Source organism: Pseudomonas sp. AN-1 (assembly GCF_034057115.1).
GTDB lineage: Bacteria > Pseudomonadota > Gammaproteobacteria > Pseudomonadales > Pseudomonadaceae > Geopseudomonas.
This window is the reverse complement of the sequence record NZ_CP139195.1, coordinates 39,222-58,746: the sequence shown is the minus strand read 5'-3', so window position 1 is coordinate 58,746 and position 19,525 is coordinate 39,222. Positions and strand designations below refer to the sequence as shown.

20 protein-coding genes are annotated in these 19,525 nt (G+C 68.5%); 2 read left to right on the top strand and 18 right to left on the bottom strand.

Annotation, left to right across the window (positions count from 1 at the left end):
* Positions 1 to 55: 55 nt before the first annotated feature.
* Genes SK095_RS00285 through ihfB form a run of 3 tightly spaced genes read right to left on the bottom strand, consistent with a single transcriptional unit; the run spans position 56 to position 1,856 of the window.
* On the bottom strand, positions 56 to 1,219 hold the full coding sequence (locus tag SK095_RS00285) for a tetratricopeptide repeat protein (protein ID WP_136489119.1): 1,164 nt from the start codon (positions 1,217 to 1,219) through the stop codon (positions 56 to 58).
* 3 nt (positions 1,220 to 1,222) lie between these two features.
* Entirely contained in the window at positions 1,223 to 1,528 is a 306-nt protein-coding gene (locus SK095_RS00280; protein WP_168772487.1) for a lipopolysaccharide assembly protein LapA domain-containing protein, read from the bottom strand.
* Between the two features lie 43 nt (positions 1,529 to 1,571).
* Positions 1,572 to 1,856, bottom strand: coding sequence for an integration host factor subunit beta (ihfB, locus tag SK095_RS00275; RefSeq protein WP_136489117.1), 285 nt, complete (start codon positions 1,854 to 1,856; stop codon positions 1,572 to 1,574).
* Positions 1,857 to 2,045: 189 nt separating this feature from the next.
* Between ihfB and SK095_RS00270 the strand changes: the two genes are divergently transcribed.
* Positions 2,046 to 2,708 carry a hypothetical protein gene (locus SK095_RS00270; RefSeq protein WP_320547506.1) on the top strand — a complete coding sequence of 221 codons (663 nt, stop codon included), beginning with the start codon at positions 2,046 to 2,048 and terminating at the stop codon, positions 2,706 to 2,708.
* A 101-nt stretch (positions 2,709 to 2,809) separates the two neighbouring features.
* On the opposite strand, the gene SK095_RS00265 is transcribed toward SK095_RS00270, so the two are convergent.
* Positions 2,810 to 3,271 carry a glycine zipper domain-containing protein gene (locus SK095_RS00265; protein WP_136489115.1) on the bottom strand — a complete coding sequence of 154 codons (462 nt, stop codon included), beginning with the start codon at positions 3,269 to 3,271 and terminating at the stop codon, positions 2,810 to 2,812.
* Positions 3,272 to 3,370: 99 nt separating this feature from the next.
* On the opposite strand from SK095_RS00265, the gene SK095_RS00260 reads away from it, so the two are divergent.
* Positions 3,371 to 3,610 carry a hypothetical protein gene (locus SK095_RS00260; protein ID WP_136489114.1) on the top strand — a complete coding sequence of 80 codons (240 nt, stop codon included), beginning with the start codon at positions 3,371 to 3,373 and terminating at the stop codon, positions 3,608 to 3,610.
* A 9-nt stretch (positions 3,611 to 3,619) separates the two neighbouring features.
* On the opposite strand, the gene pdxH is transcribed toward SK095_RS00260, so the two are convergent.
* From pdxH to fabZ, 14 genes are all read right to left on the bottom strand, one after another.
* Positions 3,620 to 4,267 carry a pyridoxamine 5'-phosphate oxidase gene (gene pdxH / locus SK095_RS00255; RefSeq protein ID WP_136489113.1) on the bottom strand — a complete coding sequence of 216 codons (648 nt, stop codon included), beginning with the start codon at positions 4,265 to 4,267 and terminating at the stop codon, positions 3,620 to 3,622.
* Between the two features lie 87 nt (positions 4,268 to 4,354).
* Positions 4,355 to 5,197: an OmpA family protein gene (locus SK095_RS00250; protein ID WP_320547505.1), complete on the bottom strand. Its 843-nt coding sequence runs from the start codon at positions 5,195 to 5,197 to the stop codon at positions 4,355 to 4,357.
* A 189-nt stretch (positions 5,198 to 5,386) separates the two neighbouring features.
* Positions 5,387 to 6,094 (bottom strand): 2-C-methyl-D-erythritol 4-phosphate cytidylyltransferase, encoded by a 708-nt coding sequence (gene ispD / locus SK095_RS00245; RefSeq protein ID WP_320547504.1) that lies wholly within the window; start codon positions 6,092 to 6,094, stop codon positions 5,387 to 5,389.
* Positions 6,091 to 6,369, bottom strand: a complete 279-nt coding sequence (locus SK095_RS00240) for a septum formation initiator family protein (RefSeq protein ID WP_136489110.1) — start codon at positions 6,367 to 6,369, stop codon at positions 6,091 to 6,093. The genes ispD and SK095_RS00240 overlap by 4 nt, the downstream gene beginning before the upstream one ends.
* 74 nt (positions 6,370 to 6,443) lie before the next feature.
* Positions 6,444 to 7,733 carry a phosphopyruvate hydratase gene (gene eno, locus SK095_RS00235; protein WP_320547503.1) on the bottom strand — a complete coding sequence of 430 codons (1,290 nt, stop codon included), beginning with the start codon at positions 7,731 to 7,733 and terminating at the stop codon, positions 6,444 to 6,446.
* Positions 7,734 to 7,866: 133 nt separating this feature from the next.
* Positions 7,867 to 8,712, bottom strand: a complete 846-nt coding sequence (gene kdsA / locus SK095_RS00230) for a 3-deoxy-8-phosphooctulonate synthase (RefSeq protein WP_201486125.1) — start codon at positions 8,710 to 8,712, stop codon at positions 7,867 to 7,869.
* 2 nt (positions 8,713 to 8,714) lie between these two features.
* Entirely contained in the window at positions 8,715 to 10,349 is a 1,635-nt protein-coding gene (locus SK095_RS00225; protein WP_136489107.1) for a CTP synthase, read from the bottom strand.
* 106 nt (positions 10,350 to 10,455) lie between these two features.
* On the bottom strand, positions 10,456 to 11,772 hold the full coding sequence (tilS, locus tag SK095_RS00220) for a tRNA lysidine(34) synthetase TilS (RefSeq protein ID WP_320547502.1): 1,317 nt from the start codon (positions 11,770 to 11,772) through the stop codon (positions 10,456 to 10,458).
* Positions 11,773 to 11,899: 127 nt separating this feature from the next.
* Positions 11,900 to 12,850, bottom strand: a complete 951-nt coding sequence (accA, locus tag SK095_RS00215; RefSeq protein WP_136489105.1) for an acetyl-CoA carboxylase carboxyl transferase subunit alpha — start codon at positions 12,848 to 12,850, stop codon at positions 11,900 to 11,902.
* 108 nt (positions 12,851 to 12,958) lie between these two features.
* Entirely contained in the window at positions 12,959 to 16,477 is a 3,519-nt protein-coding gene (gene dnaE / locus SK095_RS00210; protein ID WP_136489104.1) for a DNA polymerase III subunit alpha, read from the bottom strand.
* A 73-nt stretch (positions 16,478 to 16,550) separates the two neighbouring features.
* Positions 16,551 to 17,150 (bottom strand): ribonuclease HII, encoded by a 600-nt coding sequence (rnhB, locus tag SK095_RS00205; RefSeq protein WP_320547501.1) that lies wholly within the window; start codon positions 17,148 to 17,150, stop codon positions 16,551 to 16,553.
* Positions 17,150 to 18,283, bottom strand: coding sequence for a lipid-A-disaccharide synthase (lpxB, locus tag SK095_RS00200; protein WP_320547500.1), 1,134 nt, complete (start codon positions 18,281 to 18,283; stop codon positions 17,150 to 17,152). Before lpxB ends, rnhB begins: the two co-directional genes overlap by 1 nt.
* Positions 18,284 to 18,287: 4 nt before the next feature.
* Positions 18,288 to 19,064, bottom strand: coding sequence for an acyl-ACP--UDP-N-acetylglucosamine O-acyltransferase (lpxA, locus tag SK095_RS00195; protein ID WP_320547499.1), 777 nt, complete (start codon positions 19,062 to 19,064; stop codon positions 18,288 to 18,290).
* Positions 19,061 to 19,501: a 3-hydroxyacyl-ACP dehydratase FabZ gene (fabZ, locus tag SK095_RS00190; RefSeq protein ID WP_136489100.1), complete on the bottom strand. Its 441-nt coding sequence runs from the start codon at positions 19,499 to 19,501 to the stop codon at positions 19,061 to 19,063. Before fabZ ends, lpxA begins: the two co-directional genes overlap by 4 nt.
* Positions 19,502 to 19,525 lie beyond the last annotated feature (24 nt).

Genomic DNA, 19,525 nt, shown 5'->3' with positions numbered 1-19,525 from the left:
TTCGGCCGTTTTTGCCTTGCCTCGGCTGCCTCGCCTACGTTTTTTCAACAGCCTGCTAGGCCAGGCCGGGGCGCAGCTGGCGGCGGATGGTCGACCAGCCGTGGCAGGCCGGGCACTGCCAGTACAGCTGGCGGGACTGGAAGCCGCAGTGGTGGCAGCGATAGAGCGGCGCACTGGCCAGCAGGCTGGCCAGCGCCTCGCGCAGCGGCGACAGCTGGGCGCGGCACGCCTCCGGCGCGCTGTCGCGCTGGTAGTCGAGCAGGCGCAGCATCAGCGGCAGCGACGGCTGGCGGGCCAGGCACTGCTGCAGGTGCTCGATGGCCGCCGCGCTACCCACGCGCTGGGCGATCAGGTCGGCCAGCGCCAGCTGCAGCGGATCGGCACGCCGCGCATCGAAGCGTTCGAGGATGCGCCCCAGCACCTGCTCGAGACGCAGGCGCGCCTCGTCGCTGGCCGCGTACTGCAGCAGCGGCGGCAGGGCCTCGGCGAACAGCTCGGCATCCTGCTCGACCACCTGCAGCAGCTGGCGCATGGCCGCATCGGCATGCCCCGCCTGCCAGTCGAGGCGGGCGAGGATCAGGCTGGCGCGCACGCAGCCCGGATCGCCGCGCAGCGCCTGCAGCAGCAGCGGCCGCGCGGCCTGCGCCTCGCGCCGGCGCAACTGCTGCTCGGCCAGCTCGCAGTGATAGTGGGCGGTGGCCACCCGCACCGCCGGGTCCTCGCCGGCCAGGCGCGCGCCGACCTCGATGGCCTTGGCCCATTCGCGCTCACGCTCGTAGATGCGCAGCAGGCTGCGCAACGCCTGCAGCAGCACCGCGGCGCCGCTGTCGACCAGGTTCTGCAGCAGGGGCTCGGCGCGGGACAGTTCGCCGGCGGAGAGAAAGTCGTTGGCCAGCTCGAGCTGGGCGCGCTCCTGCTGGGAGCGGCCCAGCTCGGGGCGGGTCAACAGGTTCTGATGGACCTCGGTGGCCTTGGCCAGCTCGCCGCGCTGGCGGAACTGGCGACCGACGCCGAGGTGGGTCTCGAAGGTCTCGTTACTGACCTCCAGCGCCTCGACCAGACGCTGCAGGGCGGCGTCGGGCTGGTCGTCGAGCAGGTGGTTGTTGCTGATGGCGGCGGCGCCACGCCGCTGCACGTGCGGCTGCCGCTCGCGTCGACCGAGCCACCAGCCGCTGCCGATGGCGAGCATGAACAGGACGAGCCAGAGCAGCTCGGGCATGCCTCAGGCGTCCTTGCTGGCGAGCTGCTCGCGCAGGCGGTCGAGCTCCTTGCGGCAGCGGCCCAGCTCGCTGCGGTTGCGCGCCAGGGCGAACTTGAGGCGGGCACGCAGGTAGAGGCTGAGCAGGACACCGGCCAGGCCGCCGGCGATGAAGGCCAGGGCGACGAAGAAGGCCACCGGCAGTTCGGGGCTCTGCAGGGTCATGAACTGCAGGCGCGCGTGGCTCTGGTTCTCGAGGATGAACACCAGGGTAATCGCGGCGACCAGCAGGGCGGCTACAGCCACCAGGATGCGTTTGATCCAGTACATGGGTACTCCTCGGACAGGGAGTGGCAGCGCCTCGCCGGCCGGGTCAGCTCGGCTCGTTGACCCGGTCGCGCAGCTCCTTGCCCGGCTTGAAGTGGGGAACGAACTTGCCATCCAGACGGACCGACTCGCCGGTCTTCGGATTGCGCCCGACCCGCGGCGCCCGATAGTGCAGCGAGAAGCTGCCGAAACCGCGGATCTCGATGCGGTCGCCGGCGGCCAGCGCGTGCGCCATCTGCTCCAGCATGGTCTTGATGGCCAGCTCGACATCACGGGACGACAGCTGTCCCTGATGGGTGACGATGCGTTCGATCAACTCCGACTTGGTCATGGTTTTCCCTTGTGTTTCAAGCGGCTAGATCAGTTCCTAGTGGTTTTAGCATGGTCCGCGGGGTTTGGCCAGCCCGACGCTATTGACAGCACCGGGCGATTGTGAAAATGCGCGTTCGGCCCCGCCGGCGGCTTGTGGTCGGCGATGCCGGCGATTACCGTGTGGCGCATTCTGGAGTGGAGACTAGACATGCGTATTGCACCCGCAGCCCTCGGCCTGGCTTCCCTGCTCGCCGGCTGCCAGTGGCTGCCGTGGACGTCCGAGGCCCCGCAGCCCAAGCCGGTGCGCGTGCAGGGCGAACTGGTACGTACCGGCGAGATGCTGATGCTCAGCCCCTGCGGCGAGGAGCGCCACCTGCTGCTGCTCGATGCCGCTCAGTTGGGGCTGGAGGAGGCGGCCGCGCGCCTGCAGGGCGACCCGGCGCGGCCGCTGTTCGCCGATCTCGGCGGCCAGCTGGACGCCGACCCGAGCGGCGACGGCCTGTTCGCGGTGGAGCGCCTGTACCGGCTGCAGGCCGAGGGCCCGGGGTGCGGCGAGGCGGACTTCAAGCGGCTGGTCGTGCGCGCCAGCGGCAACGAGCCGGCCTGGTCGCTGCGCGTCACCACCCGCGGCATGGTGCTCGAGCGGCCGGACAGCGCGCCGCTGGCCCTGCCCTATCTGGAGGAGAGCCTGCCGGAGGGTCGCCTGAGCTTTTCCAGCGAAGCGGACGGCCAGCGCGTCGAGCTGTGGCTGACGCCGGGACGCTGCGAGGACAGCATGAGCGGCACCCTCAGCCACCTGCAGGCACGTCTGCGCCTGGGCAAAGAGGCTCCGCTCGAAGGCTGCGCCGCACTGGGCGGCGCGCGCGACTGAGCGTCACGGGAGGGAAAGGAACCGCGCAGCGGCTGCGTGAGCTGCTGCGGCTGGCGGCCGGGAACGCCCGCAAACCGCATGGGCGTCCGGAAAAGCGGATGTCAGTGGGCGACGCGGCTGGTGCCGTTGACCGTCAGCACGCGAACACGCTCGCCGACGCGAAAGATCTCGCCCTCGGAAACTTCCTGCACGTAGGCACGCATGGTGCCGTCATCCTCGCGCACGGTGATCTCCACGCCCTGGGTGCGGGTAAAACCCTCCTCGGTCGCCGCGCCGATGAGACCGCCGGCCACCGCACCGATCACCGCCGCGACCGCGCTGCCGCGACCGCCACCGACGGTGCTGCCGCCGATACCGCCGACCACGGCGCCAGCGCCGGCGCCGATCGGCGTCTTGGTCCCCTCGATGCGCACCGGGCGCAGGGCAACGATGGTCCCCATGCGCACCGTCTGCACGGCACGCGCCTCGTCGCGGGTGTACACGTCGCCCCCCAGGTTCGAGGCGCAGCCTCCCGCCGCGAGGGCCGCAACGGCCAGACTCAGGAATACTGCCGATCTACGCATGACTGCTCTCCAGGTTGCCTGTGGTCCCACCGGCTCCGGCGGCGCTTTTCCACCACGCCCCGATCGGCTAGGGTGGGCACGCTTTCCACGGAGCCCGACATGGACTACTTCATCATCTTCATTACTACTGTAACCGGTCTGTACTTCCACTGGTGGCTGTACAGGCGCATCCGGCGCTGGACCGACCGCGACCTCGCCCTGTCCTTCGGCGGTGACGACCCGGCCAAGCGCGCCTACATGCTCGAGCGCCTGCAGGAAGCCCAGGCCCGGCGCGTCAAGCGCAAGGCGCTGGAAGCCTGGCTGGCGCAGGCCGCCGCCGAATATCCGACCGCCCGCTGACAGCGGAGTTCAGGGCGCCAGGCGCTCGCGCACCCAGGCGCCCTGTTCGAGGCGATAGTTGAGCCGATCATGCAGACGGCTGGGGCGCCCCTGCCAGAACTCGATGCGCTCCGGCAGCAGGCGGTAGCCGCCCCAGTGCTCGGGACAGTGCGGCGCAGTCTCCATGAAGCGCGCCTGGGTTTCGGCCAGCAGCCGCTCGAGTTCGCCACGACCGTCGATGATCCGACTCTGCGGCGAGGCCCAGGCACCCAGCCGGCTGCCCAGCGGGCGGACCTTGAAGTAGGCATCCGACTCCTCCGCGGTCACCCGCTCCACCCGCCCTTCGATGCGCACCTGGCGCTCCAGCGCCGGCCAGAAGAAGGTCATGGCGGCGCGCGGATTGCCCAGCAGCTGCTCGCCCTTGGCGCTGTCGTAGTTGGTGAAGAAGGTGAAACCGCGCTCATCGAGCGCCTTGAGAAGCAACACGCGACAGTGCGGTTGCCCCTCGGCGTCGACGGTAGCCAGGGTCATCGCATTGGCCTCCACCGGCAGTTGCTCGGTCTGCACCGCCTCGGCGAACCAGCGGTGGAACAGGGCGAACGGCTCCAGCGGCGCCTGCTCCTCGGACAGACCATCCCGGGTGTAGTCGCGACGCATGTCGGCAAGCGACTGGGTCATGGCAGAACTCCTTGGGCAATGAACATGGCTAACTTAACCACCGGCCGACCTCGCCGCCACTGACCGGCGGCAAGACCGGCGCACTCCTCAGCGGCTGGCCTGCGCCAGCACGGCCGACAGGCTGTCGCGGCGGGTCAGCAGCAGCTCGATGCGGCGATTCTGCGCGCGGCCGGTGGCACTGTCGTTGGTCGCCCGCGGCTTGTCCGCACCGACCCCCTTGAGCAGCAGGCGATCGCTGCGCAGTCCGCTCATGCGGAAGATCGAGGCCACCGCCTGGGCACGCTCCAGGCTCAACTTGCGGTCGAGCGCCGCATCCTTGCCGGCATCGCTGTGACCGAGCACCAGCACGGCATTGAGCGGGTCGCTTTCCACCAGCTTGGCCACCCGGGTCAGCGGGCCGAGGGTCACCGGCAGCAGCATGTGCGGACGATCCTTGTTGAACGAGGGATCCACCGGCGCCACCACCACCAGCACGTCGCCACGCCGCTCGACCTCGAACTTGCTGCCCGCCACGGCGGCGCGCAGGCGCTTCTCGTGGTCATCCAGCCAGGCCTGGCTGACCTTGGCGGCTTCGGGCTTCTTCGCCACCTTATCTTCGGCGGACTTCTGCTCGGCCTTGTCCTTGCCGCCGAACGGCCACCAGCCGCCCTTCTCTTCCTTGCCAGCCGCGGCCAGCTTCTTCTCGGCCTTCTCGGCCGGTGCCTCGGCGACCTTGCGCGCGGCCGCCTCGGGCTTGCCTTCCGCCTTGGCAGGCACGGCAGCGGCCGGCTTGACCGCCGGCGCCTTGGCCTTGTCGGCCTGGGCCACCTGCTGTGCCGCTCCCGGCTTTGCCCCGCCCTCCTTCAGCGCGGAGGCGGTCGAATCGGTCTTGCCGGCACAGCCGGCCAGCGCCACACACACGAACAAAGCTGCAGGTTTCACGAGAGACATGATCAATTCCAGTTGAACAGAACGAAATACCGCAAGGACACGCCCCATCGGGGGGACGCAAAACTAGCAATGCCCTGCGCTCCCTGCCAGCCCCCGCCCACCTTCGGAAGGGGACCGCAGGGTAAAGCATAGGCCGCACAGGAAAATCGGCAGGCAGTGCCGGCACCCGGACAACGCCGGCCGTCCGCCTCAGCGCCCGGACCAGCGCTGACGCAGCCATTCCAGGTCTTCCGGGCGGGTGATCTTCAGGTTGTCGGCGCGCCCCTCGACCAGCCGCGGCGCATGGCCGGCCCACTCCAGGGCGGAAGCCTCGTCGGTGATGTTCGCGCGCGACACCAGGGCGTCGGCCAGGCTGCGGTGCAGCTGGCCGAGACGGAACATCTGCGGGGTATAGGCCTGCCAGATCACGCTGCGATCGATGGTCTCGCGCACCCGGCCGTCCTTGCCGGCGCGCTTGAGGGTATCGCGCGCCGGCACCGCCAGCAGGCCGCCGACCGGATCCTCGGCCAGCTCGCCGAGCAGCAGGTTGAGGTCGTCGCGCGACAGGTTGGGACGCGCCGCGTCGTGGACCAGCACCCAGTCGTCCTCGCGGGCGCCGAGGGTCAGCAGGTGCAGCAGACCGTTGAGCACCGAGTCGGCCCGCTCGCAGCCCCCCGGAGCGCGGGCGATGCGCGGATCGCCGGTACAGGCCAGGCCCGGCCAGTACGGATCGTCCTCCGCCAGGCACACCACCAGCCCCCGGAGGGTCGGGTGGTCGAGGAAACAGTCGAGGGTATGCTCCAGCACCGTGCGCTCGCCGAGACGCAGGTACTGCTTGGGACGGTCGGCGCGCATGCGCGCGCCCACCCCGGCCGCCGGGATGACGGCCCAGAATTCGGGGAGAGGAGTCAGGCTCATTGGCTCAGCAGGTAGAGGGTTTCGCCTTCCTTGAGCATGCCGAGTTCATGGCGGGCACGCTCCTCGACGGTTTCCATGCCGCGCTTGAGCTCCACCACTTCGGCCTCGAGGATGCGATTGCGCTCGAGCAGTTGCTCGTTCTCGGCCTTCTGCGCCTCGATCTGCGCAGTCAGCTGGCGGTTCTGGGTGATGCTGCCATCGCCATACCAGAGACGGTACTGCAGGCCGCCCAGGAGCAGGAGGAGTACGACGATCAGCCAGTGGGCCCTTTGCATCCGAGTCAGCCCTCAGTGCGCGATAACCGTTGCCGGCCGGCCGCCCTGGGGCGGCCCGGCCGACAACAGACAGCTTAGCCGCAGAACTCGGCGCGGCCCTTGTACGGTGCCTTGGCACCCAGTTGCTCCTCGATGCGCAGCAGCTGGTTGTACTTGGAGACGCGGTCGGAGCGGCACAGCGAGCCGGTCTTGATCTGGCCAGCGGCGGTACCCACGGCCAGGTCGGCGATGGTGCTGTCCTCGGTCTCGCCGGAGCGGTGCGAGATCACCGCGGTGAAGCCGGCGGCCTTGGCCATCTGGATGGCTTCCAGGGTCTCGGTCAGCGAACCGATCTGGTTGAACTTGATCAGGATCGAGTTGCCGATCTTCTCCTCGATGCCGCGCTTGAGGATCTTGGTGTTGGTGACGAACAGGTCGTCGCCGACCAGTTGCACCTTCTCGCCGATCTTGTCGGTCAGCACCTTCCAGCCGGCCCAGTCGGACTCGTCCATGCCGTCCTCGATGGAGATGATCGGGTAGCGCTGGGTCAGGCCGGCCAGGTAGTCGGCGAAGCCTTCGGCGCTGAACACCTTGCCTTCGCCTTCCAGATCGTACTGGCCGTCCTTGAAGAACTCGGAGGAGGCGCAGTCCAGGGCCAGGGTGACGTCCTCGCCCAGCTTGTAGCCGGCATTGGCCACGGCTTCGGCGATGGCGGCCAGGGCGTCCTCGTTGGAAGCCAGGTTCGGCGCGAAGCCGCCCTCGTCACCGACGGCGGTGTTCAGGCCACGGGCCTTCAGCACGGCCTTGAGGTGATGGAAGATCTCGGCACCCATGCGCAGGGCGTCGGCGAAGGTCTTGGCGCCGACCGGCTGGACCATGAACTCCTGGATGTCGACGTTGTTGTCGGCGTGCTCGCCGCCGTTGATGATGTTCATCATCGGCACCGGCATGGAGTAGACGCCCGGAGTGCCGTTCAGATCGGCGATGTGCGCGTACAGCGGCACGCCCTTGGCCTGGGCGGCGGCCTTGGCGGCAGCCAGGGACACGGCGAGGATGGCGTTGGCGCCCAGGCTGGCCTTGTTCTCGGTGCCGTCCAGCTCGATCATCGCCAGGTCCAGAGCCTTCTGCTCGGCCGGATCCATGCCCAGCAGGCGCTCGCGGATCGGGCCGTTGACGTTGGCCACGGCCTTCAGCACGCCCTTGCCCAGGTAGCGGCTCTTGTCGCCATCACGCAGCTCCAGCGCTTCGCGCGAGCCGGTGGAAGCACCGGACGGCGCACAGGCGCTGCCGATGATGCCGTTGTCGAGGATCACGTCGGCTTCTACGGTCGGGTTACCGCGGGAATCCAGGACCTCACGGCCTTTGATGTCGACGATTTTTGCCATTGCTGGTAGCACTCCAGAGGGTTTGACATACAAGTGGGCACGGAAGGGCGTCACTGCCCTGCCCGCGCCCACCGGGAGAAACGGATCGGGCACCCGTCGTGGGCGCCCGCCACTTTAGCGGATCGAACGACCTTCAGGCAGTCTCGATCGGCGGGAAACTCTTGACCAGGTCGTCCAGCGCCTTGAGCTGGGCGAGGAACGGCTCGAGCCGGTCCAGGCGCAGCGCGCAGGGACCGTCGCACTTGGCCTGGTCCGGGTCCGGATGGGCCTCGAGGAACAACCCGGCCAGGCCCTGGCTCATGCCGGCCTTGGCCAGGTCGGTTACCTGGGCGCGACGGCCACCGGCGGAGTCGGCGCGGCCGCCCGGCATCTGCAGGGCGTGGGTCACGTCGAAGAACACCGGGTACTCGAACGACTTCATGATGCCGAAGCCGAGCATGTCGACCACCAGGTTGTTGTAGCCGAACGAGGAGCCGCGTTCGCAGAGGATCAGCTGATCGTTGCCCGCTTCCTCGCACTTGCGCAGGATGTGCTTCATCTCCTGCGGGGCGAGGAACTGGGCCTTCTTGATGTTGATCACCGCGCCGGTCCTGGCCATCGCCACCACCAGGTCGGTCTGCCGCGACAGGAAGGCCGGCAGCTGGATGATGTCGCAGACCTCGGCCACCGGCGCCGCCTGGTACGGCTCGTGGACGTCGGTGATCACCGGCACGCCGAAGGTCTTCTTCACTTCCTCGAAGATCCTCATGCCCTCTTCCAGGCCCGGGCCGCGGAAGGAGGTGATCGACGAGCGGTTGGCCTTGTCGAAGCTGGCCTTGAACACGTAGGGGATGCCGAGCTTCTCGGTGACCCGCACGTACTCCTCGCAGACCTTGAGGGCCAGGTCGCGCGACTCCAGCACGTTCATGCCGCCGAACAGCACGAACGGCAGCTCGTTGCCGATCTGGAGGTTGCCGACGCGGATGATCTTCTGCGCCATGATCAGGCCTTCTTCGCTTCGTGCTGCTTGAGGGCGGCATTGACGAAGCCGCTGAACAGCGGGTGGCCGTCGCGCGGGGTGGAGGTGAACTCCGGGTGGAACTGGCAGGCGACGAACCACGGGTGGTTCGGGGCCTCGACCACTTCGACCAGCGCGCCGTCGCCGGAGCGGCCGCTGACGCGCAGACCGGCTTCCTGCAATTGCGGCAGCAGGTTGTTGTTGACCTCGTAGCGGTGGCGGTGGCGCTCGACGATCACGTCCTTGCCGTAGCAGGCGTGAACCTGCGAGCCGCGCTCGAGCTGGCACTCCTGGCCGCCCAGACGCATGGTGCCGCCCAGATCGGAACCGGCACTGCGCTGCTCGACGGCGCCGGTGGCGTCCTGCCACTCGGTGATCAGGCCGACCACCGGATGGGCGCTGGCGTGGTCGAACTCGGTGGAGTTGGCGTCTGCCCAGCCCAGCACGTTGCGGGCGTACTCGATCACCGCCACCTGCATGCCGAGGCAGATGCCCAGGTAGGGGATCTTGTTCTCGCGGGCGTACTGCACCGCAGTGATCTTGCCTTCCACGCCGCGCAGACCGAAGCCGCCCGGCACCAAGATGGCATCGACGCCTTCCAGCAGGCCGGTGCCCTGGTTCTCGATGTCCTCGGAGTCGATGTAGCGCAGGTTGACCTTGGTGCGGCTCTGGATGCCGGCGTGCCCCATCGCCTCGATCAGCGACTTGTAGGCGTCCAGCAGTTCCATGTACTTGCCGACCATGGCGATAGTGACTTCGTGCTCGGGGTTGAGCTTGGCGTCGACCACGCGCTCCCACTCGGACAGGTCGGCCGGGCCGCACTCCAGGCCGAAGCGCTCGACGACGATGTCATCGAGGCCCTGGGCATGCAGCACCGCCGGGATCTTGTAGATGGTGTCGACGTCTTCCAGGCTGATCACCGCACGCTCCTCGACGTTGGTGAACAGGGCGATCTTGCGCCGCGAGGACAGGTCGACCGGGTGGTCGGAACGGCAGATCAGCACGTCCGGCTGCAGGCCGATGGAACGCAGCTCCTTCACCGAGTGCTGGGTCGGCTTGGTCTTGGTCTCGCCGGCGGTGGCGATGTACGGCACCAGGGTCAGGTGCATCAGCATCGCGCGCTTGGCGCCGACTTCGACGCGCAGCTGGCGGATCGCCTCGAGGAACGGCTGCGACTCGATGTCGCCGACGGTGCCGCCGATCTCCACCAGGGCCACGTCGGCATCGCCGGCGCCCTTGATGATCCGGCGCTTGATCTCGTCGGTGATGTGCGGGATCACCTGCACGGTGGCGCCCAGGTAGTCGCCGCGGCGCTCCTTGCGCAGCACGTCCATGTAGACGCGGCCGGTGGTGAAGTTGTTGTTCTGGGTCATGGTGGTGCGGATGAACCGCTCGTAGTGGCCCAGATCGAGGTCGGTTTCCGCGCCATCATGGGTGACGAACACCTCGCCATGCTGGAACGGGCTCATGGTCCCCGGATCGACGTTGATGTAGGGGTCCAGCTTGAGCATGGTGACCTTCAGCCCCCGCGCCTCCAGGATTGCCGCCAAGGAAGCCGAGGCGATGCCTTTCCCCAAAGAAGAAACAACACCACCCGTGACGAAGATGTAGCGCGTCATGAAAAACCCTAGAAGTCTGCGTTTAGGCGGTCAGCGCCGCCGGGGAATGCGAAGGGAGGCAGAAAGCCTCTTGAAGACGGGAGGATAGTTTACGCGAAAGGCCTTTTCAGCTCAAACCCGGACCGGCGGTCGGCGACTCCCAGACCAGTCGCAGTGCCGGCTGCAGACGGGCCTGCAACCCGGGCAGATTGGCCACCGCCAGCAGCTCGCCACCAGCGTACAGCAGGGGCAGGCGGGTACGCACGAAAGCCGGCAGGCCACTTTCCTGCAGCAGGCGCTTGAGGTCGCGACGACCGCGCCCGAGCAGCTCGAGCACCTCCCCGCCCTGGCGATAGCGGATCTGCAGAGGCCGCCCGGGAAGCGCCCCTTCCAGCCGCACCCGACCGTTGCCGGGCAGCGGCAGCGGCCGCGCCGGATCGCTCCAGTCGATGGCGGATGGCGGCGGCGCCTGCAGCCAGTCGCCATTCAGCCACCACAGCCGCCCGCCGGCCCGGCGCAGCTCGCCCCCCTCGAGGCGCCAGACGGGCTCCGCATCGCCCCGAGCGTCGCGCAGATCGACCCAGCCGGCCCAGTGCTCGCGCTCGGGCAGCCGGGTCAGCGCGCGCAGCCAGTGGCGCAGGGCATTGCGCTGACGCGCCTCGGACAGCGCCAGCAGCGGCGCCAGCGCCAGCGAGGGCAGTGCCAGCCAGGCCGGCTCGGCCGCCGGGCGCGCCCCCGCCAGGTCCAGCTCGGCCAGCTCGCCGAGCAGGTCGTCGGCCTCGGCCAGCTGCTCGGCGTCGCGCGCCAGTACCGCGCCGGCCGCCGGCCAGTGCTGCGCCAGCCGCGGCAGGATCTCGTGACGCAGGAAGTTGCGCGCCAGGCGGATGTCCAGGTTGCTCGGATCCTCGACCCAGGCGAGCTGCTCACGCGTCGCCCAGGTCTCCAGCTCCACCCGCGTCATCCCCAGCAGCGGGCGCAGCAGCCGCCCCGCCGCCAGCGGCCGACTGGCCGGCATGGCCGCCAGGCCGCGCACCCCGGCACCACGCAGCAGGCGCAGCAGCAGGGTCTCGGCCTGGTCATCCCGGTGCTGGGCGGTCAGCAGCACCTCGCCGGCCCCGAGCAGCTCAGCGAAGGCGGCGTAGCGGGCCTCGCGGGCGGCGCGCTCGAGACTGGCGCCCTCGTCGACTTTCACATGGCGCACCTGCAGGGGAATGCCCAGTGCCTCGCACTGGGCGCGGCACAGGGCGGCCCAGCTGTCGGCGACGCTCTGCAGGCCGTGATGGATGTGGATGGCGGACAGCGGCGGCAGCGCATGGGACTCGCGCAGGCGCACCAGCAGGTGGAGCAGGACGGTGGAATCCAGTCCGCCGGAGAAGGCTATCTTCCAGGCCGGCGCCTGGCGCCAGGGCTCGAGGACTTGCAGGAGGCGGGATTCGAGGGACATGGAGGCAGGCTCCAGCTGGGGACGAGGCCCGTGCCAGCACGGTGGAAGATCGCTGCGCGAGTCTTCCACCCTACAGCAAGGCTCCGCGCCGGAGCGCAGGAGCCTTCAGATCGGCATAGCCGGGGGATCAGACCGCGCCGTAGCTCATCAGGCGCTGGTAGCGACGGTCCAGCAGGGCCGGGATGTCGTGCTTGCCGAGCATGTCCAGCTGCTGATTCAGCGACTCGCGCAGCACGGCAGCCATGGCCGCATGGTCGCTGTGGGCGCCGCCCAGCGGCTCGGCGATCACGGTATCGACGATGCCCAGCTCCTTCAGGCGCTCGGCGGTGATGCCCATGGCCTCGGCGGCTTCCGGCGCCTTCTCGGCGGTGCGCCAGAGGATCGAGGCGCAGCCTTCCGGCGAGATCACCGCATAGGTGGAGTACTGCAGCATGTTCAGCTGGTCGCACACGCCGATGGCCAGCGCGCCGCCCGAACCGCCCTCGCCGATCACGGTGGCGATGATCGGAGTCTTCAGGCGCGCCATGACGCGCAGGTTCCAGGCGATGGCCTCGCTCTGGCCGCGCTCCTCTGCGTCGATACCCGGGTAGGCGCCGGGGGTGTCGATGAAGGTGAGGATCGGCAGCTTGAAGCGCTCGGCCATCTCCATCAGGCGGCAGGCCTTGCGGTAGCCCTCGGGGCGCGGCATGCCGAAGTTGCGGCGCACCTTCTCGCGCACCTCGCGGCCCTTCTGGTGGCCGATGATCATCACCGGCTTGTCGTCCAGGCGGGCCACGCCGCCGACGATGGCGGCGTCGTCGGCGAAGTGGCGGTCGCCGTGCAGCTCGTCGAACTCGGTGAAGATGTGCTGGATGTAGTCCAGGGTGTACGGGCGGCGCGGATGACGGGCCAGGCGCGCGATCTGCCAGCTGGTCAGGTTGCTGAAGATGCTCTGGGTCAGCGTCCTGGTCTTGTCCTGCAGGCGGGCAATCTCTTCGCTGATGTTCAGCTCGTTGTCGTTGCCCACCATGCGCAGGCCTTCGATCTTGGCTTGCAGGTCGGCGATCGGCTGTTCGAAATCCAGATAATTCGGGTTCATGCAGGCATCCGTGGTGAGCGGGTTACTGTTCGGCTCAGGAAAACAGGCGCCCGACTTTACGGGATCGGGCGCCACGGGTCGAGCCTGGCAGGGTCGGAGGACCCCGCCTTAGCGGTATTGGAGGAAGACGTTGTCGCGTCCGAACTGGTCACGCAAAGTCTGGATAAGGTTGTCGGTGGGGTCGATTCGCCATTGGTCGCCGAACTGCAGCAGGGCGCGCGCGTCCCGGCCGCTGTAGTCGAGAGTGATCGGACAGGCGCCGCGATGCTGGCCGCACAGCTCGGCCAGCCAGCGCAGCCGCTCGCCCCTGAGCGCCTCGCCGTCGACCCGCATGCGCAGGCTCTCGGCCAGCCCGGTGCGCGCCTCCTCCAGGCTCATCACCCGTTTCGCACGCAGGCGCAGGCCGCCGGAGAAGTCGTCCATGCTCACCTCGCCCTCGATCACCACCAGCGCATCGGTCTGCAGCAGCGACTGCGCGGCGGCGAAGGCCTCGGCGAACAGCGAGGCCTCGATGCGCCCGGAACGGTCGTCGAGGGTGACGAAGCCCATCTTGTCGCCGCGCTTGTTCTTCATCACCCGCAGGTTGACGATCAGCCCGGCCACCGTCTGCGTCTCGCGCGCCGGGCGCAGGTCGATGATGCGCTGGCGGGCGAAGCGGCGCACCTCGCCTTCGTACTCGTCGATCGGGTGGCCGGTCAGGTACAGGCCGAGAGTCTCCTTCTCGCCGCGCAGGCGCTCTTTGAGGGTCAGCTCGCGCACCTTGCGGTAGTTGGCGTAGACGTCGGCCTCGGGCTCGGCGAACAGCCCGCCGAACAGGTCCATGTGTCCGCTGTCGGCGCTGCGCGCGCTCTGCTCGGCCGCCTGTACCGCCTCCTCCATCGCCGCCAGCAGCACCGCGCGATTGAGGTCGAGGCTGGCCTGGTAGGCCTTGGGCTCGTCGTGGTAGTGCGGGCCGAGGCGATCCAGCGCACCGCTGCGGATCAGCGCCTCCAGGGTGCGCTTGTTGATGCGCTTCAAATCGACCCGCGCGCAGAAGTCGAACAGGTCCTTGAACGGCCCCGTGGCGCGCGCCTCGACGATGGCCTCCACCGGCCCCTCGCCGACGCCCTTGACCGCACCGAGGCCGTAGACGATGCGCCCGTCCTCGTTGACTGTGAACTTGAACTCGGAGACGTTGACGTCGGGGGCGTCGATGCGCAGCTTCATGCTGCGGCATTCCTCGATGAGGATCACCACCTTGTCGGTGTTGTGCATGTCCGCCGACATCACCGCGGCCATGAACGGCGACGGGAAATGGGTCTTCAGCCAGGCGGTCTGGTAGGAGACCAGGCCGTAGGCGGCCGAGTGCGACTTGTTGAAGCCGTAGCCGGCGAACTTCTCCACCAGGTCGAAGATGTTGCCCGCCAGCTCGCCGTCGATGCCGTTGTTGGCGCAGCCCTCGATGAAGCCGCCGCGCTGCTTGGCCATCTCCTCGGGCTTCTTCTTGCCCATGGCCCGACGCAGCATGTCGGCACCGCCCAGGGTGTAGCCGGCCATCACCTGGGCGATCTGCATCACCTGTTCCTGGTACAGGATGATGCCGTAGGTGGGCTTGAGCACCGGCTCGAGGCCCGCGTACTGGTAGTCCGGGTGCGGATAGGACAGCTCGGCACGGCCGTGCTTGCGGTTGATGAAGTCGTCCACCATGCCCGACTGCAGCGGGCCGGGACGGAACAGCGCCACCAGCGCGATGAGGTCTTCCAGGCAGTCCGGCTTGAGCTTCTTGATCAGCTCCTTCATGCCGCGCGATTCGAGCTGGAACACCGCGGTGGTCTCGGCGCGCTGCAGCAACTGGTAGGTCGGCTTGTCGTCCAGCGGGATGAAGTCGATGTCGACCGGCGGCAGGCCCTTCTTCGCCTGCTCGCGGTTGATGGTCTCCAGTGCCCACTTGATGATGGTCAGGGTGCGCAGGCCGAGGAAGTCGAACTTGACCAGGCCGGCGGCCTCGACGTCGTCCTTGTCGAACTGGGTGACCAGGCCGCCGCCCTCCTCGTCGCAGGCGATCGGCGAGAAGTCGGTGAGCCTGGTCGGCGCGATCACCACGCCGCCGGCGTGCTTGCCGGTGCCGCGGGTGATGCCCTCGAGCTTGAGGGCCATGTCCCAGATTTCCCTGGCATCCTCGTCGACGGCGAGGAAGTCGCGCAGCGGCTCCTCCATCTCGTAGGCCTTTTCCAGGGTCATGCCGACTTCGAAGGGGATCATCTTCGACAGGCGGTCGGCCAGCCCGTAGGACTTGCCCTGCACCCGCGCCACGTCGCGCACCACCGCCTTGGCCGCCATCGAGCCGAAGGTGATGATCTGGCTCACCGCGTTGCGACCGTACTTGTCGGCCACGTAGTCGATCACCCGGTCGCGGCCGTCCATGCAGAAGTCGACGTCGAAGTCGGGCATGGAGACCCGCTCGGGGTTGAGGAAGCGCTCGAACAGCAGGTCGTAGGCCAGCGGGTCGAGGTCGGTGATCTTCAGCACGTAGGCGACCAGACTGCCGGCACCCGAGCCGCGCCCCGGTCCCACCGGCACGCCGTTGTTCTTCGCCCACTGTATGAAGTCGGCCACGATCAGGAAGTAGCCGGGAAAGCCCATCTGGATGATGGTGCCCAGCTCGAACTCCAGGCGGTCGACGTAGACCTGGCGCTTGGCCTCGTAGTCCGGAGTGTCCTTGGGCAGCAGCACTTCAAGACGCTCTTCCAGCCCCTCGTAGGAGGCGTGGCGCAGGTAGTCGTCGATGCCCATGCCGTTGGGCGTCGGGAAGTCGGGCAGGAAGTGCTTACCCAGGCGCACGTCGATGTTGCAGCGCCTGGCGATCTCGACGGTGTTCTCCAGCGCCTCGGGAAGGTCGCTGAACAGCTCGGCCATCTCCGCCGGGCTCTTCAGGTACTGCTGGTCCGAGTAATTGCGCGGCCGCCGCGGATCGTCGAGGGTGCGTCCCTCGCCGATGCACACGCGGGTCTCGTGGGCCTCGAAGTCGTCCTGCTTGAGGAAGCGCACGTCGTTGGTGGCCACCAGCGGCGCATCGCAGCGCGTGGCCAGTTGCACCGCCGCGTGCAGGTACTCCTCGTCGTTGACCCGGCTGGTGCGCTGCACCTCCAGGTAGAAGCGCTCGGGGAACACCGCCTGCCACTCGCGCAGCAGCGCCTCGGCTTCGTCGGCGTGACCGCCGAGCAGCGCCAGGCCGATCTCCCCCTCCTTGGCACCGGACAGCGCGATCAGCCCCGCGGCGGCCTGCTTGACCCAGTCGCGCTGGATGACCACCAGGCCGTTGTGCTGCCCCTCGGTCCAGCCGCGCGAGATCAGCTCGGTGAGATTGCGGTAACCCTGGGCATCCATCGCCAGCAGGGTCAGGCGCGACAGCGGGGCGTCCTCGCCGCGGCCGGCCAGCCACAGGTCGGCGCCGCAGATCGGCTTGATGCCGCCCCCCATGGCGGTCTTGTAGAACTTGACCAGCGAGCACATGTTGCTCATGTCGGTGACCGCCACCGCCGGCATGCCCGCCCCGGCCACCGCCTTGACCAGCGGCTTGACCCGTACCAGGCCGTCGACCAGGGAGTATTCGGTGTGCACGCGCAGGTGGACGAAGGTGGCGGTCATGGCAATTCCGTGGACGCAGAAACGACTGGGCCCGGAATTGTACCGGGCCCGGACTGGCAGTGCATGGGTTAGCTCAGGACGGATCGAGCAGCGCCCGGACCGGCGCAAAGGAGCGCCGATGAATGGGCGTCGGCCCCAGGCGCCTGAGCGCCTCGAGATGCGCCGGCGTCGGATAGCCCTTGTGCCCGGCCATGCCGTAACCAGGATAGCGGGCATCCAGTTCGGCCATCTCGCGATCGCGGCTGACCTTGGCGAGGATCGAGGCGGCGGCGATCGCCGGCACCCTGGCGTCGCCGCCGACCACCGGCGCGCTGGGCACCAGGAGCTTCGGGCAGCGATTGCCGTCGATCAGCGCCAGCCGCGGCTGGATGGACAGGCCCTCGACCGCGCGCTGCATGGCCAGGAAGGTGGCCTGCAGGATGTTCAGGCGGTCGATCTCCTCGACCTCGGCGCGACCGATGCACCAGGCCAGCGCCTTGTCGCGGATCTCGTCGAACAGCCGCTCACGGCGCGCCTCGCTGAGCTTCTTGGAGTCATTGAGCCCCGCGATGGGACGCGCCGGATCGAGGATCACCGCGGCGGTGACCACCGGACCGCACAGCGGACCGCGGCCGACCTCGTCAACGCCGGCGACCAGCTCCTCGACCAGGGTGAAATCCAGACCCAGCTGCATCAGGCGCCCTCCACCAGCCGCAACACCGCCTCGGCGGCGCGCTCGGAGGCGCCGCGGCGCAGGGCGCGGTGGATGGCATCGAAGCCCTCGGTCTGCACCTGGCCATCGTCGATCAGCGGCGCCAGCGCGCCGGCCAGTGCTTCCGGCGTGGCGGCGTCCTGGATCAGCTCGGGGACCAGCAGGCGCCCGGCCAGCAGGTTGGGCAGCGAGATGTACGGACTCTTCACCAGGCGCCTGAGGATGCGGTAGGTCAGCGGCGCCACCCGGTAGGCCACCACCATCGGCCGCTTGAACAGCAGCGCCTCGAGGGTCGCGGTGCCGGAGGCGATCAGCACCGCATCGCAGGCGGCCAGAGCCTCGTGGGAGCGGCCGTCGAGCAGGCTGACCTGCAGGTCGCGCCCGGCGAGCATGGCCTCGACCTGGGCGCGGCGCTCGGCGCTGGCGCAGGGCAGCACGAAGCGCAGCCCCGGACGCAGCGCGCGCAGGCGCTCGGCGGCGTCGAGGAACAGGCCACCGAGACGCTCGACCTCGCCGCCGCGACTGCCGGGCAGCAGCGCCACCACCGCGCCCTGCTCCGGCAGGCCGAGAGCGGCGCGCGCGGCGGCCCGGTCGGCCGTCAGGGGGATGACGTCGGCCAGCGGGTGACCGACGAAGCACACCGGCACCTGCTGCGCCTCGTAGAACTGCGCCTCGAAGGGGAACAGGGTGAGCATCAGGTCGCAGGCGCGCTGGATCTTCAGCACGCGCTTCTGCCGCCAGGCCCACACCGAGGGGCTGACGTAGTGCACGGTGCGGATACCGGCCTGGCGCAGCTTCAATTCGACGCCGAGGTTGAAGTCCGGGGCATCGATGCCGACGAACGCGTCCGGCTGTTCGTCGATCAGGGTGCGGATCAGGCCGCGGCGGCGCTTGAGCAGTTCGGGCAGGCGGCCGAGCACCTCGACCAGGCCCATCACCGCCAGGCGCTCCATCGGGAAGTACGAATCGAGGCCCTCGGCCTGCATGCGCGGCCCGCCGACACCGATGAAGCGGACATCGGGGTGGCGGGCCTTGATGACCTGCATCAGGCCGGCGCCGAGGATGTCGCCGGACGCCTCGCCGGCGACCAGGGCGATCTTCAGGGGACGGACCATGGCGTCAGCGGGTGATGCCGCGGGTCGAGCTGCGCACCGAGTCGCAGAACAGCGCCACTTCCGGGTACTGCGCCGCGTCGGCGGCCAGGTCGGCCAGCGCCTCCTCGACGGTCAGCCCCTTGCGGTACATGACCTTGTAGGCGCGACGCAGGGCGTGCATCACCTCGTCGCTGAAACCGCGCCGGCGCATGCCCTCGAAGTTCATGCTGCGCGCCTCGGCGGGGCTGCCGAACACGGTGACGAAGGCCGGCACGTCCTTGCCGATCGCCGTGCCCATGCCGGAGAAGCTGTGCGCGCCGATATGGCAGAACTGGTGGACCAGGGTGAAGCCGGAGAGGATCGCCCAGTCGCCGACGTGCACGTGGCCGGCCAGTGCGGTGTTGTTGACCAGGATGCAGTGGTCGCCGATCACGCTGTCGTGGCCGACGTGCACGTAGGCCATCAGCAGGTTGTGGTTGCCGATGGTGGTCTCGAAGCGATCCTGCACGGTGCCGCGATGGATGGTGACGCCTTCGCGGATCACGTTGTGGTCGCCGATCAGCAGACGGGTCGGCTCGCCCTTGTACTTCAGATCGGGAGTGTCTTCGCCTACCGAGGAGAACTGGTAGATGCGATTGTGCCGGCCGATCACCGTGGGGCCCTTGACGATCACGTGGGGACCGATCACGGTACCCTCGCCGATTTCCACGTTCGGACCGATGATCGACCAGGGGCCAACTTCGACGGAGTCGGCCAGCCTGGCACTCGGATCGATGATGGCGCGAGGGTCGATCAGACTCATTTCTTCTGTTCCGCGCAGATGATCTCGCCGGAGCAGACCGCCTTGCCGTCGACGCTGGCCTGGCACTCGAACTTCCACAGGCCACGCTTGGTGCTGAGTACGCGGGCCTCGAGGATCAGTTGATCCCCCGGGGTCACCGGCGAGCGGAAACGCAGGTTGTCGGAGCCGACATACAGGTACAGGGTGTCGGCGGCCGCCTTGGCCCCCATCATGCTGAAGCCGAGCAGGCCGGCGGCCTGGGCCATGGCTTCGATGATCAGCACCCCCGGCATGATCGGATGGCCCGGGAAGTGGCCATTGAAGAACGGCTCGTTGATGGTCACGTTCTTGTAGGCGCGGATGCGCTTTTCCTCGAGATCCATCTCCACCACCCGATCCACCAGCAGGAACGGGTAGCGGTGCGGCAGGAGTTCGCGAATCTCGTTGATATCCATCATGGTGTGGGAGCCTTGGTCAAAAAA

Bases quoted from the DNA above. Each gene is read 5' to 3' on its own strand.
- accA (WP_136489105.1), bottom strand. From the start codon at position 12,850: ATGAACCCGAATTATCTGGATTTCGAACAGCCGATCGCCGACCTGCAA.
- ispD (WP_320547504.1), bottom strand. From the start codon at position 6,094: ATGAGCCTGACTCCTCTCCCCGAATTCTGGGCCGTCATCCCGGCGGCC.
- kdsA (WP_201486125.1), bottom strand. From the start codon at position 8,712: ATGGCGCAGAAGATCATCCGCGTCGGCAACCTCCAGATCGGCAACGAG.
- SK095_RS00270 (WP_320547506.1), top strand. From the start codon at position 2,046: ATGCGTATTGCACCCGCAGCCCTCGGCCTGGCTTCCCTGCTCGCCGGC.
- SK095_RS00285 (WP_136489119.1), bottom strand. From the start codon at position 1,219: ATGCCCGAGCTGCTCTGGCTCGTCCTGTTCATGCTCGCCATCGGCAGC.
- eno (WP_320547503.1), bottom strand. From the start codon at position 7,733: ATGGCAAAAATCGTCGACATCAAAGGCCGTGAGGTCCTGGATTCCCGC.
- SK095_RS00280 (WP_168772487.1), bottom strand. From the start codon at position 1,528: ATGTACTGGATCAAACGCATCCTGGTGGCTGTAGCCGCCCTGCTGGTC.
- SK095_RS00265 (WP_136489115.1), bottom strand. From the start codon at position 3,271: ATGCGTAGATCGGCAGTATTCCTGAGTCTGGCCGTTGCGGCCCTCGCG.
- rnhB (WP_320547501.1), bottom strand. From the start codon at position 17,150: ATGCAGCTGGGTCTGGATTTCACCCTGGTCGAGGAGCTGGTCGCCGGC.
- lpxA (WP_320547499.1), bottom strand. From the start codon at position 19,064: ATGAGTCTGATCGACCCTCGCGCCATCATCGATCCGAGTGCCAGGCTG.
- lpxB (WP_320547500.1), bottom strand. From the start codon at position 18,283: ATGGTCCGTCCCCTGAAGATCGCCCTGGTCGCCGGCGAGGCGTCCGGC.
- SK095_RS00250 (WP_320547505.1), bottom strand. From the start codon at position 5,197: ATGTCTCTCGTGAAACCTGCAGCTTTGTTCGTGTGTGTGGCGCTGGCC.
- ihfB (WP_136489117.1), bottom strand. From the start codon at position 1,856: ATGACCAAGTCGGAGTTGATCGAACGCATCGTCACCCATCAGGGACAG.
- SK095_RS00260 (WP_136489114.1), top strand. From the start codon at position 3,371: ATGGACTACTTCATCATCTTCATTACTACTGTAACCGGTCTGTACTTC.
- fabZ (WP_136489100.1), bottom strand. From the start codon at position 19,501: ATGATGGATATCAACGAGATTCGCGAACTCCTGCCGCACCGCTACCCG.
- tilS (WP_320547502.1), bottom strand. From the start codon at position 11,772: ATGTCCCTCGAATCCCGCCTCCTGCAAGTCCTCGAGCCCTGGCGCCAG.
- dnaE (WP_136489104.1), bottom strand. From the start codon at position 16,477: ATGACCGCCACCTTCGTCCACCTGCGCGTGCACACCGAATACTCCCTG.
- SK095_RS00240 (WP_136489110.1), bottom strand. From the start codon at position 6,369: ATGCAAAGGGCCCACTGGCTGATCGTCGTACTCCTCCTGCTCCTGGGC.
- SK095_RS00225 (WP_136489107.1), bottom strand. From the start codon at position 10,349: ATGACGCGCTACATCTTCGTCACGGGTGGTGTTGTTTCTTCTTTGGGG.
- pdxH (WP_136489113.1), bottom strand. From the start codon at position 4,267: ATGACCCAGTCGCTTGCCGACATGCGTCGCGACTACACCCGGGATGGT.